Source organism: Paraburkholderia sprentiae WSM5005 (genome assembly GCF_001865575.2).
Classification (GTDB): domain Bacteria; phylum Pseudomonadota; class Gammaproteobacteria; order Burkholderiales; family Burkholderiaceae; genus Paraburkholderia; species Paraburkholderia sprentiae.
This window is the reverse complement of record NZ_CP017561.2, coordinates 413,094-427,885: the sequence shown is the minus strand read 5'-3', so window position 1 is coordinate 427,885 and position 14,792 is coordinate 413,094. Positions and strand designations below refer to the sequence as shown.

The window sequence follows — 14,792 nt, the reverse complement described above, 5'->3', positions numbered from 1 at the left end:
GAGATCGTCGCGCGGCAGACCCGACAGCGACTTGCACACCGCGCTGGTCAATGGTCGAGAACTCTATGCAGAAACTGCCGGGTGCGTTCGTTCGCCGGATCGACGAAGATTTGCTCCGGATCGCCCTGCTCGGCGATGACGCCTTTGTCCATGAACACGACACGGTCGGCGGTCTTGCGGGCAAAGCCCATTTCATGCGTGACGACGACCATCGTCATGCCGTCGCGCGCGAGTCCACGCATCACCTCGGTGACCTCGCCGACCAGTTCCGGGTCCAGCGCGGACGTCGCCTCGTCGAAGAACATGATGCCGGGCTCGACCGCGAGCGCCCGCGCAATCGCCACGCGCTGCTGCTGACCGCCCGACAGCTGGCTCGGATAATGTTCCGCGCGGTCCGCGAGCCCGACACGGTCGAGCGCGTCCATCGCGCGCTTACGCGCGTCGGCCGGACTCATGCGGCGCGCCTTGATCAGCGCGAGCGTGACATTGCCGAGCGCGGTCTTGTGCGGAAACAGATTGAACTGCTGGAAGACCATGCCGACGTGGCCACGAATCTCTCGTGCCCGCCGCGGATCATGCAACGGCACCTCGTTGACCCAGACCTCGCCGGAATCGGTCGTCTCCAGTCCCGCCATGATGCGCAGGACGGTGCTCTTGCCCGAGCCGGACGCGCCGATCAGTACCAGCACTTCACCCGAGCGGACCTCGAGATTGATTTCGTTCAACACGCGGGTCGAACCGAATGCTTTACTGACGCCCGTCAGTGAAATGATGGGCCTGGGTTGACTTTCGTTACTCACGACAATCTCCTGCGGTCATGGTGGCGTACCCATTGCGAGAGCGGGAAGCACACGACGAAGTAAATGAGCGCGACGAGTCCGTAGATTTCGACGGGCTTTCCGATCCGGTCGACGATGGCCTGACCACCGTGCATCAACTCGGACATGCCGATCATGCTGACGATCGACGTGTCCTTGATGAGCGACAGATACTGACCGACGAGCGGCGGCAGCACGATCTTGCCGGTCTGCGGCAGCACGACGAACGAGAACGCCTGAGCCCGCGTGAGGCCAAGGATCTGGGATACCTCCCATTGCCCTTTGGGTACCGACTCGATGCCCGAGCGGAAGATTTCGGCGATGTAGGCCCCCTGGTACACGCTCAAACCGATCGCGCCGGCGGCGAACACGTCGATCGCATAACCGAAATACGACACGCCGAAATAGATGAACATCAGCGTGATCAGTACCGGCGTGCCGCGAAACAGCTCCGTATAGAGTCTGGCGATGCGGGACGTGCCCCACGGCCCGAACGTGCGCAACACTGCGGCGAAAAGACCGATCAGCGTGCTGCCCACGATGGCCGCAACCGAGAGCAGCAGCGTCGTCACCAGACCTTGCAGCAGGATGGAGAAACTGGTTTTCAGCAATTCGACTGACATGATCCAACTCCAATCCGGGAATCAGGCCCGCTTCGTCCGGCGCATGAAACCTCTGCCGAAACCGGTGCGCGCCGGCATCGCGAGGGGAGGATGAAAAATCCGCGCTCCGAGCTGGCCGGCAAGCCAGGACAGCGCGTTACTGAGCACGAGATACGCGACGAGCGTCACGCTGAACGTCTGAAGGTACAAAAGCGTGCGCGAGTTGATCACGGTCGCGGTGCCGGTCAACTCCGGCAACGCAATGGCGGACAGCAGCGACGTACCGAGCAGCAGCTGGATCAGGTAGTTGACGATGGCTGGATAGACCGCGCGGGTTGCCTGCGGCAGCACGACCTCGGCGAAGATCTGCGCGGGCTCGAGTCCGAGCAGGCCGGCCGCCTCGAGTTGGCCGCGCGGCACCGACTGTATGCCGGCGCGGAACACTTCCGACAGGTAAGCACCCACGTTCACGCCGAGTGCAATGACGCCCGCCCAATACGCGTCGAGCGAAATGCCCGCCGATGGCAAACCGAAGAAAACGATGAAGATCTGCAGGAGCACGGGCGTATTGCGGATGATCTCGACGTAGCCACGAGCAATCCACCGAATCAGCGCGAGCGGAGAAGCACTGGCGAGCGCGGTCAGCAAACCAAGCAGTACCGCCAGCACGAACGCCAGCACGGTCACCTGCAACGTCAGCCAGCTCGCGCTCAGGAACTCGGGCACGTAGCCCCATAAAGTCAGCCATTCGTAACTCATCGCGTACTCCCCACCGTTCGGGCTTCGTCAGATACCGGCATCTGCCGCTCGTCAAAATTGCGGATTGAGCGGGTAACGCGGATCGGTGCCGAACCACTTGTTGTAGAGCTGCGCGTTGAGCTTCGATGCATTGATGTTGAAGAGGAACAGATTCAGGTAATTGAGCCATTCCTGATCACCGGCCTTGACGCCGAAGCCGTTGTATTCGAGCGGCACCAGCGCTTCGTTGGTGACCGCGAGTTCCGGGTCGAGCTTGGCCTGATACGCAAGGAAGTTGTTGTCCTCGATCATCGCGTCGGCCTGCCCCTGCTTGACCGCGAGAATCGCGGCCTGCGAGCTGTCGTATTCCTGGATCTTGATCGGGATATTCAGCGAGCGAACTTCGTCGCCATTGGTCGAGCCCTTGACCGTCGCGATCGTGCGACCGCCCATGTCCTTGACCGACTGAATGCCGCTATTTTTTCTGACCAGCAGCGCTTCGCTGGCCACCACGTACGGGGCCGTGAATTCGATCACCTTCGCGCGCTCCAGATTGCGGGTGAAATTGCAGAACACGACATCCACTTTGCTGGTCTGCAAATTCGGAATCCGGTTCGCGCTCGTCGTATTCACGACCTCGAGCTTCACGCCCATCTGCTTCGCGAGTTCCTTCGCGAGGTCGACGTCATAGCCGTCCGGTTGGCCGTCCTTGTTATAGAAGCCGAAGGGTGCGAACGTCAGGCAGTCGCCGACGCGCAGCGTGCCCCGCTGCAACACGGCCTGAAGCGTCGACGGCGATGCTGCTGCGCTCTGAGCGGGCGTGGCGACCTTGGTGCAGCCTGTGATGGCCAGCAAACCAGCGACCGCGAATAGAAAGGCGGCTTTGGCGCCTCGTTGGGCAAGTTTCATGTGCAGGGGTCCTAAGCGGGGAGGAGTATTCCGGAGCGGACGAATCGGCTTCAGCGCCTTTCGGCACGCTCGAAACTCGCCGGTCGCGCATGTCTGTCCGATATATCAGACGACGATCTGACGAATCGGATTGAGGAAGAGTGTTGGGCGCTAATATCGATCGGGCAACTGGACACAACCCCTATTGCGGTCTCTTTTTTGGCCGAATACGCCGGATCGATGAGGCGTGGCGAGCATGGCGCTCGAGGTATGAGGCAATCATTTACAATTGCCACAACTCAACGCATTTATCGACAAACCACCAAAGGACTATTCATGCGCATCTTGCATACCATGCTTCGCGTCGGTGATCTGGACGCGTCGATCCGTTTCTACACGGAAGTTCTCGGCATGCGCCTGCTTCGTAGGAGCGACTACCCGGACGGCAAGTTCACGCTCGCATTCGTTGGTTACGAGGACGAATCCGAAGGCGCGGCCATCGAACTGACCCATAACTGGGACACGAGCCAGTACGACCTCGGAACCGGGTACGGCCACATCGCCCTCGAGGTCGACGACGCCTACGCAGCGTGTGATGAAGTGAAAAAACGCGGGGGTGTGGTAACTCGCGAGGCGGGACCCATGAAACACGGCACGACGGTCATCGCGTTCGTCGCCGATCCGGACGGCTACAAGATCGAGCTGATCCAGAAGAAGGGACGCGTCGACTGATGCACGGTGGCGCGCGGCACCGGGCGTCGGATCGCCCAGCCAGGTTTGCCACCGCATGGCCTTCGTCGCGCAGCGAAGCCGCCGGCTCGCCGCGCGCTCTCAACCTCGCCGCAACGCCACGCCATCGTCCATGAGCACCACCGCCCTGCCCACGCGCCGCGCGCCGGATCGTTTCGCGATCCTGCTGATGGTCGGTCTCTGCGCGATCTGGGGACTTCAGCAGGTGGCGATCAAGAGCACCAACGCGGCGGTGCCGCCGGTCTTTCAGGCGGGGCTGCGCTCGGCGATCGCATCGGTGCTCGTGTGGGCTTGGGCGCGCTCGCGCGGTACGCCGCTCTTTCGCGATGACGGCACGCTTGGCGCCGGCCTGCTTGCGGGCGTGCTGTTCGCAGCCGAATTCATCTGCATCTTTCTCGGCCTGACGCTGACGAGCGCGTCGCGCATGGCGGTCTTTCTGTACACAGCGCCGTGTTTCACGGCGCTCGGCCTGCACTGGTTCGTCGACGGCGAACGGATGCGCCGCATTCAGTGGCTCGGCATTATCGTCGCGTTCGCCGGGATGGCGCTCGCGTTCGCGGACGGCTTCGTGCATGCCGGTCCGGGCGCGAGCGGGGCTCAGGGCTCGACGCTCGCGGGCGCCGCCGGGGATGCGCTCGGTGTGCTCGCCGGCATCACATGGGCCGCGACTACCGTGGTAGTGCGCGGTTCGCGGCTCGCGCATACGAGCGCGAGCAAGACTCTGCTCTATCAGCTGATGGTGTCGGCCGTGGTATTGCTCGCACTGGCGCTCGGACTCGGCCAGGCGCGCGTGGAAAACGTGACGCCGCTAGCGCTCGCGAGTCTCGCGTATCAGGCAGTGATCGTCGCGTTCGTCAGCTATCTGCTGTGGTTCTGGCTGCTCACGCGTTATATCGCGTCGCGTCTGTCGGTGTTTTCGTTTCTGACGCCGCTCTTTGGCGTGAGCTTCGGCGTGCTGCTTCTACGCGAATCGTTCAGCGCGGGCTTTCTGATCGCCGCGCTGCTGGTGCTGATCGGCATCGCGCTCGTCAACGCGCCGGCAAAGCGGCAAGCGGTTTGACAGCGGCGGCTGGCCGCTGTCGAAGCGCCATGCCACTTTGCGACGGCACCTCGCCGCTTGCGCTGCGATCATTCCGGCGCAGCCGCGGAGCGGGCCGCCACCGCCTGCGCAACGCTCACGTATTCGGCAACCGGTACGTCCTCCGCGCGGCGTTGCAAATCGAAGCTGAGCGCGTCGAAATCGACGGTATCGCGCAGCGCGGCAAGCGTGTTGCGCAGCATCTTGCGACGCTGCGAGAACGCCGCCGTGACCACCTCGCCGAGCACGCTTTCGTCGACCGCCGGCAATTCGTGCCGCTCGTACGGGATCATCCGCACGATCGCTGAATCGACCTTCGGCGGCGGTTGGAATGACTCGGGCGGCACATCGAGCTGCTTGTCGATCACGTAGCGGTATTGCAGCATCACCGACAGTCGACCGAACGCCTTCGTGCCCGGCTCCGCGACCATCCGCTCGACCACCTCGTTCTGCAGCATGAAGTGCTGATCGATCACGCGCTCCGCGAATGTCGCGAGATGAAACAGCAGCGGGCTCGAAATGTTGTACGGCAGATTGCCGACGATGCGCAGCGACGCCTTCTCGCCAGGTGCCGCAAGCGAGCCGAAGTCGAACTCGAGCGCGTCGCCCGCGTGCAGTTCGAGCAGGTCGCCGAATTTCGTTTTGAGACGACCGATCAGATCGCGGTCGAGTTCTACCGCGTGCAGCGGCGCCTCGGGGGTTGCGAGCCGCTCGATCAGCGGCTCGGTCAGCGCGCCGAGGCCTGGACCGATTTCGACCATGCGCTCGCCGCGCTGCGGCCGGATCACGTCGACGATCGAATCGATCACGCCCATATCGACCAGAAAGTTCTGACCGAAACGCTTGCGCGCGAAATGGCCCTGGTGCCGGCCTTGCTGTCTGCTGGTGGACATCGGAGAAACGCTAGAAAAGAAACTGCTTGAGAATGAAAGGCGTCGCGGTGGAAATACGTCGCCGCGCGGCGCGTCACGCGCACCGCAACCGCTCACGTCACGCGCGGGTCAGCCCGCGCGACGATGCTGCGCCATCGACACCGCGGTGTCGATCGCGGCCATCAGGCTGCCCGCGTCGGCGCGGCCGGTGCCGGCCAGATCGAGCGCGGTGCCATGATCGACCGACGTGCGGATGATCGGCAGGCCGAGCGTCACGTTGATCCCTTCGCCGAACGTCGCGAATTTCAGCACCGGCAGGCCCTGGTCGTGGAACATCGCGAGCACGCAATCGGCTTCGTCGAGATAGCGCGGCTGAAACAGCGTGTCGGCCGGATAGGGACCGGGCGCGTCGATACCCTCGCCGTTCGCTTGCCGCAACGCCGGCGTGATCACGTCGATTTCCTCGCGGCCCAGATAGCCGTTTTCGCCCGCGTGCGGATTGAGCCCCGTCACGAGGATGCGCGGCGCGGGTAAGCCGAAGTGGTGGCGCAGGTCGTGATCGATGATGCGCAGGGTCGCGACGAGGCTGTCGATCGTCAAAGCGGCCGGCACGTCCTTCAACGGCAGATGCGTGGTCGCGAGCGCCACCCGCAGCGGGCGTTTGCCGGTGCCCGCGAGCATCATCACGACGCGCGGCGTATGGGTGCGCTCGGCCAGATATTCGGTGTGGCCGGTGAACGGCACGCCTGCGTCGTTGATCGTGCTTTTTTGCAGCGGCGCGGTGACGATCGCGTCGAACGTGCCGGCCACCGCGCCGTCGATCGCCGCATCGAGCAGATCGAGCACATAGCGGCCGTTCGAGGCGTCGAGCTTGCCCGCCTGCGCCGGTGCGCCAAGCACGTGATGCTCGAGCCGCACGCGCGGGCCCTGAGCGAGCAGCGCGGCCCAATCGACGCCGACCGCGCGGGCCCGCTCGGCGATCAGCTGCGCGTCGCTCAGCACAGTGAATTGCGCGTGAGGCCAGTGCGCCGCCGCGCCGGCCAGCGCCTGCGCGGTCAGTTCGGGACCGACGCCGGCAGGCTCGCCGGTCGTGATCGCGATCTGCAGCGGGCGGTGGGCGGACTGGGCAGCGCTTGTCATGGCCTTGGCTCTATTACTGCACGCTCGCCGTAGTCGGCTTGATTTCGACGTACGCGGTGTCGCGCAACTCGCGCAGCCAGTCGGCGTAGGCCTGTTCCGCCTTGCGCTGGCCGATGGCCTGGCGTGCGAGATCCATCTGCTGAGCAACCGAGCCTTCCGCATCGCGGCGGCCGAGCACCTGGATCAGGTGGTAGCCGTATTCGCTGCGCACCGGCTCGCTAATCTGATTGTCCTGCAGCGAGTTCATCGCGCGCTCGAATTCGGGCACCGTCTCGCCCGGGCTGATCCAGCCGAGATCGCCGCCTTGCGATGCGGAGCCGTCCTGCGAGTAGGTGCGCGCGAACTTCGCGAAGTCGCCGCCTGCGGCGATCTGGTTGCGGATATCGAGCAGCTTCTGACGTGCCTGCGGTTCGGACAGACCATCGCCGACGCGCAGCAGAATGTGGCGCACGTGCGTCTGTACGAGCTTCGGCGCGTCCGAGCTGGTGCCCTGGCCGGCGCGGCGCTCGACCAGACGCACGATCTCGAAGCCGTCGTTGGTGCGGACCAGATCCGGATTGACCTCGCCCGGACGCAGCGCCGACGCGGCCTTCACGAACTCGGGCGGCAACTTCGACGGCGCGAGGAAGCCGAGATCGCCGCCGTTTTTCGACGCATCCGGCGCCTGCGAATTGGCTTTCGCGAGCTTTTCGAAATCCGCGCCGCCCTTCGCTTCGGCGAGCAATCCCTCGGCCTTCTTTTGCGCTGCTTCGATGTCGGTCTCCGACGCGTTCAACGGCGCCTTGACGAAAATGTGCTGGATGTGCAGGTCGTTCGTCTGGCCGGCGCCCGGGCCGCGCTGGCTGGCGATGTAGTTGGCGACCTCGGCGTCCGTCACCGTGATCTTGCTGTCCACTTCCTTCTCGCGCAGACGCGACAGCGTCAGTTCCGTGCGCGCGTCGTTCGAGAAAGTGGTCCAGGGCACGCCTTGCGCCTCGATGCGTGCGCGGTACATTTCGAGCGACATGTTGTTCGCTTGCGCGAGACGCTCGAGCGTGCGCTGCACGGCTGCGTCGTCGATGGTGATGCCGTCTTCCTTGGCCTTTTGCAGCTGGATGCGCTCGAGCACCATCTGCGTGAGCACCTGCTGGCGCAGCTGGTCCATCGGCGGGACCGGAGCGTTCTGCTGGTTCAGCCGGTGCGCGATCAGGCCGGCCCGCTCGTCGAGTTCGCGCTGCGTGATGACACCGTTGTTGACCACCGCGGCGATCGTGTCGACCGTCTGGCCGCTATTGCCGCCCAATGCCTGCGCCTGTACCGACGCAACTGGAACGAAGGACGCCGCGGCGACGAGACCCGCCGCGAGTACTGCCAAGCGAAGCTGTTTCATGATTGCCACAGATACTCCAATGATGTCGGGCGCTTCGCCCGTCTTTTCGCAAGCCGTGAATGACCGGGCGACCGTCATTCGTAGTTGGTGAACCGCGACTCCGGCGGCGGCGGCGGCGGCAACGGCGTATAGCCGGCCACGCTGCTGCGGAACGCGGTCATCAGCCCATTGTCGACGCTCGACAAGCCCTTGAACGTCAACTGCGCCAGGAACCGCGTGCTCGACTGGTTCTGTCCCGACGTGTTCAGGCCGTTCGCATAGCGCTGGATGCCGGCGCCGAGCGTCCAGCAGTCCGCGTCGTATTGCAGGCCGACCAGGCCGTCGACGATGCGGTGGCCACCCACGTCGTAATTGAACCGGCCGACCCCGTACATCCGATGCGACAGCGGCCATTGGCCCGAAATCAGCACCTGATTGATCGGCTGGTTGTCGAGCGTGGTGTTGGCACGCGTATAGCGGTAGGCGACGTTGATGACCTTGCCGCTCTCCGGACTGAACCCGAAGCCGACACTCGTCTTCGTGAGCTGGTTATTGTCCGCATTATATTGGAACGCCGTTTCCGAAGCGAAACCGGCGCCCAGCTTGATCGACGCACCCGCGATCAGGTCCGAGTGCGTGGCCTGGGTACTGGTCTGGGTCGGCGTCAGCGTAACGCGCTGATCCCGGAAGTAGTACTGCTGCGCGATCACGAAGCGCGCGCGTTCGTCGCCGGTGGACGCGTTGATGAAGCGCGTGGTGAGACCGACAGTCACGCGGTTCGCGTCGGCGATGCGGTCGTTACCGACGAAGGTATTCGGCGTGAAGATTTCCGCGAGACCGAAGTCGGATTCAGCGGTATCGAACAGCGGCGCGTTGTTCTGGTTGCGGTACGGCGTGTACACGTAGTACAGGCGCGGTTCCAGCGTCTGGATATAGTCCGCGCCGAAAATGCGCACCGAGCGCTCGAACGTCAGTCCCGTGTCGAACGTGAAGGTCGGAATCGACTCGGTGAAATTCTTCTGCGCCCCCGGCACGTTCGCCAGATCGGTGCCGATGTTGTTCAGGTTGTACGACGCAAAGTGCCACTGCACCTTTGGCGTGACGAAGTAGCCCGGCCCCACCACCGAGTACGACAGGTACGGGTTGAACACCACCCGCTGGCCTTCGCTCAGATCCGCGGTGGTGATACGGAAGTTCGTGTAGTCGGCCTCGGCGCCGAAATCGAAGCCGCCGATGTTGTACTTCGCGTACTTGACGTTCAACTGCGGCTCGCGGCCGTACGGCGCGACCGACGGCTGCAGCGTCTGCCAGTGCTGCTCACGCGCGAGCACGGACCACGGTCCGTTGTTGTAGGTCAGCCCGGCTTCCTGCTGATACAGAAGCTGGGTGCCGTTCATGAACTGGTTGACCGACGACGACAGGTCTTCCGGGTACGTGTTGTCCGACACCCGGTTGTAATAAATGTAGCCGCCGAAGCCGTTACCGAAATTCTGGTTGTGCTGGATGTACACCGCGTAGCGGTTGGTCTTCGTCAGACGATCGTCGGGCAGAAATTCACCGGTGATCGATCCGGAATACGTCGGCGACAAATAGCGAAACGTGCTTTGCAACTGCACACCGCGCTTCGAGATCAGACGCGGCGTGACCGTCAGATCGCGATTCGGCGCGATATTGAAGTAATACGGTACCGAGAGCTCGAAACCGTTCGTCGAGCTCAGCGAGAACGTGGGCGGCAACAGGCCGCTGCGCCGATCGCCCGATAGCGGGAACGACAGCCATGGCGACGCGAACACCGGCACGCCCTGGAAGAACAGCACGCTGTTGTAGGCGACGCCTTCGTCCGCGCCGGTGTCGAAATCGAACTCGCTGCCCTTGATGTACCAGGCCGGATTGTCCGTGCACGCGCACGCCGTGTAGGTGCCCTGCGTGAACACCGAGCGCTCGGCGTCGAGCAGGTCGACGCGCTGCGCGCTGCCCGAGCCGCCCGTCAGCGTGAAGTGGTACTTCGGCGCGTTCATGAAGCCTTCGGTCGAATCGACGCGCAGATGCGCTTCGGGTCCGATGAAGGTATTGCCGGTATTGATCACGTGCACATTGCCGTATGCATCGGCCATGTCCGTGTCCTGGTCGTAGTGCAGCGCGTCGGCCTTGATCACGGCCGTGTTGTGGCGCACTTCCGCCGAGCCCTTGGCGGCCAGGTCCTGGTCGATCGTGCCGCTCGTGTGGTCGCCGAGCACGAAGGTGGCCGGCCGCTGGCCCGTTTGCAACGGATGCTCTTCGAGCTGCGGGGCAAGCTGCATGCCCCACGGCGGGTAGACCGCTTGCGGTTGCGCAGCTTCCCCCACCAGCTGGGCGTGCGCAAGCGCGGGCATCAGGCCCGGAACGGCGATCAACGCCGCAACGAGCCGCCTTTTGCGCGGCACTACTGCACAGGAAGGAGTGGTATCGGAAAGCTGTCTGGGCGGCATGTATCGTTTGGCGAGTCGACCCGTGCGCAAGTTTCCGTCGTCACGATCCACCGCCTGCACACCGCGACCGGGAGAGTCGGCTGCACGTCTGGATTGCCAATTTGCCGAATGATAAGGCGGGCGGTAAAACGGAGCACGCGAAAGCTGGCGTGTGAGCCGCGTCAAAAAAGTCGTGGGGTATTATATGGCAAGACGTTGCCCCCCAGAATTTGCCGCCGCTTTTCATGACGCTGCCTGCCATCCAAGACTTCACCGACACCCGTCTCTCCCTGCTCAAGGCCTGGCTGCAAGGCCACGCGGCGCGCCATGCGCTCGAGCCAGACACCCTCGTTCCGGCATCGTCCGACGCCAGTTTCCGCCGTTATTTCCGGCTTGCCGGTAAGGCTGCGCAAGGCAATGGCGCGGCCACGCTGATTGCCGTCGACGCGCCGCCGCCTGAAAAATGCCGCGAATTCGCGCAGATCGCGCAACTGCTCGAGGCTGCCGGCGTGCACGTGCCGCGCGTGCTCGAAGCCGACTTCGACGCGGGCTTCATGCTCGTCACCGATCTCGGCACCGCGTCGTACCTCGGCGCACTGACCGACGCGCAGGCCGCGGGCGACACCCGCGCGGCCCGCACGCTGATGCGCGACGCGCTCGACGCGCTGATCCGCTGGCAGCTCGCCTCGCGCGAAGACGTGCTGCCGCCGTTCGACGAAGCGTTCCTGCACCGCGAGCTGGAACTGATGCCCGAGTGGTTCATCGGCCGGCACCTCGGCCGCGAGCTCGACGCCGCCACGCGCACACTGCTCGATCGCACGTTCGCGCTGCTGATCGCGAGCGCGCGCGCCCAGCCGCAAAGCTTCATGCTGCGCGATTTCATGCCGCGTAATCTGATGATCGCCTCGGCGCCCAACCCGGTGAACCCCGGCGTGCTCGACTTCCAGGACGCGGTGTACGGACCGATCACGTACGACGTCGTGTCGCTGCTGCGCGACGCGTTCCTCAGCTGGGACGAGGCGTTCGAGCTCGACTGCTTCGCGTACTACTGGGAGCGCGCGAAAAAAGCCGGCCTGCCGGTCGATGCCGATTTCGGCGAGTTCTACCGCCAGCTCGAATGGATGGGGCTGCAGCGGCACATCAAGGTGCTCGGGTTGTTCTGCCGCATCAACTACCGCGACGGCAAGGCGCACTACATGAACGACCTGCCGCGCTTCATCGGCTATGCACGCAAGGTGGCGGAGCGCTATGCGCCGCTGCGCGGGTTCGCGAAACTGCTCGACGACCTGGAAGGCCGCGCGCAGGAAATCGGCTACACCTTCTGACCGATGACGATGTCCGTGAAGAAAGCGATGATTTTCGCCGCGGGCCGCGGCGAGCGCATGCGTCCGTTGACGGACGCATGCCCGAAGCCCTTACTCGAAGTGGGCGGCAAGCCGCTGATCGTGTGGCAGATCGAACGGCTCGCACGCGCCGGCATCCGCAGCATCGTGATCAATCATGCGTGGCTCGGCGCGCAGCTCGAAGCCGCGCTCGGCGACGGTTCGCGCTGGCAGGTGGAGCTACGCTACTCGCCCGAGCATGAGGCGCTCGAGACCGCGGGCGGCATCGCCCAGGCGCTGCCGCTACTGACCGATGACGGCGCGGACCACGTGTTCGTCGCGGTGGCCGGCGATGTATATACCGAATACGACTACGCCGCGCTGCATGCACGCGCCGGCGAGCTGAAGGCGCTGCCCGAGGCCGGCATGCATCTGGTGATGGTGCCGAATCCAACGTTTCATCCGAACGGCGACTTCGGTCTCGTCGACGGCCTGCTGTCGCTCGAGGCGCAGCCGCGCGTCACGTTCGGCAGTTTCGGGCTCTACGACACGCGCATGTTCCGCGATCTGCCGCGCGGCACGCGGCGCGCGCTGCGCCCGTATTACCGTGACACGATCGCGCGTGGGCTGGCGAGCGGCGAGCTGTATGAGGGCGTGTGGGAGAACGTCGGCACGCAGGCGCAGCTGGAAGCGCTCGATCGGCTGTTGCGCTCGCGCTGAGCTTTACTTCGCCGGGCTCTCGCTCGCGCCGACGGTTTCCGCCCCTTCCACCGCCTCCGGTGTCTGCGCGGCGCGCTGCTGCAACGCCCACATCTGCGCGAACAGACCGTTCGCGCGCAATAGCTCAGCGTGCGTGCCGCGCTCGACGATGCGCCCCTTGTCCATCACGATGATCTGCTGCGCGTGCACGACCGTCGACAGCCGGTGCGCGATGATCAGCGTCGTACGTTCGCGCGCGATCAGGTCGAGCTCGTGCTGGATCGCGCGCTCGGAGCGCGAATCGAGCGCGGACGTCGCTTCGTCGAACAGCAGGATCGGCGGATTCTTCAGGATGGTTCGCGCAATCGCGACGCGCTGTTTTTCACCGCCGGAGAGCTTGAGCCCGCGCTCGCCGACCGGCGTGTCGTAGCCCTTCGGCAGACTTTCGATGAACTCGTGGATATGTGCGGCGCGCGCCGCCGCGATCACTTCGTCGCGCGTGGCCGACGGCCGCCCGTACGCGATGTTGTAGTAGATCGAGTCGTTGAACAATACCGTGTCCTGCGGCACGATGCCGATCGACGCGCGCAGCGAATCCTGCGCGACGTCGCGGATGTCCTGCCCGTCGATCCGGATCGCGCCGCCCGCCGCGCGGTCCAGATCGTAGAAACGAAATAGCAGCCGCGCGAGCGTCGACTTGCCCGAGCCGCTGTGGCCGACCACCGCCGTCGTCGTGCCGGCCGCGATCGTGAAGCTGACGTCGTGCAGAATCTGCCGCGCAGGCTCGTACGCGAATCTCACGTTGTCGAAGCGCACCTGCGCGCCGCTTACCTGCAGGGCCACCGCATCGGGCGCGTCGGGCACTTCCTGCGGCGCGCCGAGCAGCGAGAACATGCGGTCCATGTCGGTCAAGCTCTGCTTCAGCTCGCGATAGACCACACCGAGAAAATTCAGCGGAATATACAGCTGTAGCATGAACGTGTTGATCAGCACCAGGTCGCCCAGCGTCAAGCGTCCGGCCATCACGCCCTGGGTCGCGCGCCACAGGATGAACACGAGCCCGGTGCCGATGATCGCCTGCTGCCCGAAGTTCAGCGCCGACAACGAGCGCTGCGACTTGATCGCCGCCGCGCGGTAGCGCTTCAGATTTTCGTCGTAACGGCTCGCCTCCCACTCCTCGTTGCCGAAGTACTTGACGGTCTCGTAGTTGAGCAGCGAGTCGATCGCGCGCGAATTCGCTTTCGAATCGAGTTCGTTCATCGTGCGGCGAAAGTGCGTGCGCCACTCGGTGACCTTCACCGTGAACACGATGTACACCGCGAGCGCGACGAACGTGACGATCGCGTAATAGGCCTCGTATTTGACGACGAAAAAGCCCAGCACGAGACCGACTTCGACGAGCGTCGGCAGGATGCTGTACAGCGAATAGGAAATCAGTTGCGTGATGCCGCGCGTGCCGCGTTCGATATCGCGCGACATGCCGCCCGTCTGCCGCTCCAGATGAAAGCGCAGCGACAGCCCGTGCAGATGGCGGAACACCTTCAGCGCGAGTTGGCGCACCGCGCTTTCCGTCACTTTCGAAAACAGCATTTCGCGCAATTCGGTGAAGAGCGACGTCGATAGCCGCACCACCGCATACGCGACCACCAGCAAGCCGACCCCGCCGAGCAGCACGATGCCGGGCGCATCCTGCGCGCGGCCGAGCGCGGTCAGATGCCGGACCGACGCGAGGCTATCGACGATGCGCTTCATCACGATCGGCACGCCGAGGTTCGCGACCTTCGCGCCGATCAGGCAGCTGAGCGCGAAGCCGACCCGCCATTTGTAGGTCGCGAGGTACGGCAGCAGCGACAGGATAGTCTGCCAATCGTTGCGAGGTTGGGTGGAAATCGGCGAGGGTTCGGAGGAAGGCGTGCGGCGCATAAATCGTGGGGAGAGTGTGGACCTGCCGGAGTTCGCAGCGGCGCGCAGCTTGCGCGCTTCACTGGGCGCTTTCCCGTACAATTCCTGATCTTCGTATTGTCGCAGAAGCCGGCTGGCGCCGCTTTTCATGGTCCGCGACTCGCGCGCCGGTCCAGCCAATACATCAT

At 64.2% G+C, this 14,792-nt stretch carries 13 protein-coding genes; 4 read left to right on the top strand and 9 right to left on the bottom strand.

Annotation, left to right across the window (positions count from 1 at the left end; translation table 11 throughout):
• Positions 1-47: 47 nt before the first annotated feature.
• The 4 genes from BJG93_RS02020 to BJG93_RS02005 are packed head-to-tail and all read right to left on the bottom strand — an operon-like array spanning position 48 to position 3,067.
• The gene (locus BJG93_RS02020; RefSeq protein ID WP_027199701.1) at positions 48-800 is read right to left on the bottom strand and encodes an amino acid ABC transporter ATP-binding protein; all 753 of its coding nucleotides are present in this window, start codon (positions 798-800) and stop codon (positions 48-50) included.
• Complete coding sequence (locus tag BJG93_RS02015; RefSeq protein WP_027199700.1) at positions 797-1,441, bottom strand: amino acid ABC transporter permease; 645 nt, start codon at positions 1,439-1,441, stop codon at positions 797-799. Before BJG93_RS02015 ends, BJG93_RS02020 begins: the two co-directional genes overlap by 4 nt.
• A 21-nt stretch (positions 1,442-1,462) precedes the next feature.
• A complete protein-coding gene (locus BJG93_RS02010; protein ID WP_027199699.1) occupies positions 1,463-2,179 on the bottom strand; it encodes an amino acid ABC transporter permease in 717 nt (238 codons plus the stop codon).
• 51 nt (positions 2,180-2,230) lie between these two features.
• Positions 2,231-3,067 carry an ABC transporter substrate-binding protein gene (locus BJG93_RS02005; RefSeq protein WP_027199698.1) on the bottom strand — a complete coding sequence of 279 codons (837 nt, stop codon included), beginning with the start codon at positions 3,065-3,067 and terminating at the stop codon, positions 2,231-2,233.
• Positions 3,068-3,382: 315 nt separating this feature from the next.
• Between BJG93_RS02005 and gloA the strand changes: the two genes are divergently transcribed.
• Both gloA and BJG93_RS01995 read left to right on the top strand, forming a co-directional pair.
• The gene (gene gloA / locus BJG93_RS02000) at positions 3,383-3,778 is read left to right on the top strand and encodes a lactoylglutathione lyase (protein ID WP_027199697.1); all 396 of its coding nucleotides are present in this window, start codon (positions 3,383-3,385) and stop codon (positions 3,776-3,778) included.
• A 130-nt stretch (positions 3,779-3,908) separates the two neighbouring features.
• A complete protein-coding gene (locus BJG93_RS01995) occupies positions 3,909-4,856 on the top strand; it encodes a DMT family transporter (RefSeq protein WP_027199696.1) in 948 nt (315 codons plus the stop codon).
• A 68-nt stretch (positions 4,857-4,924) separates the two neighbouring features.
• Here the strand turns inward: BJG93_RS01995 and rsmA are convergent, their stop codons facing one another.
• The 4 genes from rsmA to BJG93_RS01975 form a co-directional block, all read right to left on the bottom strand.
• Positions 4,925-5,767, bottom strand: coding sequence for a 16S rRNA (adenine(1518)-N(6)/adenine(1519)-N(6))-dimethyltransferase RsmA (gene rsmA, locus BJG93_RS01990; RefSeq protein WP_027199695.1), 843 nt, complete (start codon positions 5,765-5,767; stop codon positions 4,925-4,927).
• 108 nt (positions 5,768-5,875) lie between these two features.
• Positions 5,876-6,886, bottom strand: coding sequence for a 4-hydroxythreonine-4-phosphate dehydrogenase PdxA (pdxA, locus tag BJG93_RS01985; RefSeq protein ID WP_027199694.1), 1,011 nt, complete (start codon positions 6,884-6,886; stop codon positions 5,876-5,878).
• A 13-nt stretch (positions 6,887-6,899) separates the two neighbouring features.
• The gene (locus BJG93_RS01980) at positions 6,900-8,264 is read right to left on the bottom strand and encodes a peptidylprolyl isomerase (protein ID WP_027199693.1); all 1,365 of its coding nucleotides are present in this window, start codon (positions 8,262-8,264) and stop codon (positions 6,900-6,902) included.
• Positions 8,265-8,329: 65 nt separating this feature from the next.
• Positions 8,330-10,702 (bottom strand): LPS-assembly protein LptD, encoded by a 2,373-nt coding sequence (locus tag BJG93_RS01975; protein WP_027199692.1) that lies wholly within the window; start codon positions 10,700-10,702, stop codon positions 8,330-8,332.
• Positions 10,703-10,926: 224 nt separating this feature from the next.
• Here BJG93_RS01975 and BJG93_RS01970 point away from each other — a divergent pair, with 224 nt between their 5' ends.
• Together BJG93_RS01970 and murU are read left to right on the top strand one after the other, a co-directional pair.
• Complete coding sequence (locus BJG93_RS01970) at positions 10,927-12,006, top strand: aminoglycoside phosphotransferase family protein (protein WP_027199691.1); 1,080 nt, start codon at positions 10,927-10,929, stop codon at positions 12,004-12,006.
• 3 nt (positions 12,007-12,009) lie between these two features.
• Positions 12,010-12,723, top strand: coding sequence for an N-acetylmuramate alpha-1-phosphate uridylyltransferase MurU (murU, locus tag BJG93_RS01965; RefSeq protein WP_027199690.1), 714 nt, complete (start codon positions 12,010-12,012; stop codon positions 12,721-12,723).
• A 3-nt stretch (positions 12,724-12,726) separates the two neighbouring features.
• Here the strand turns inward: murU and BJG93_RS01960 are convergent, their stop codons facing one another.
• On the bottom strand, positions 12,727-14,625 hold the full coding sequence (locus BJG93_RS01960; RefSeq protein ID WP_027199689.1) for an ABCB family ABC transporter ATP-binding protein/permease: 1,899 nt from the start codon (positions 14,623-14,625) through the stop codon (positions 12,727-12,729).
• Positions 14,626-14,792: the final 167 nt, after the last annotated feature.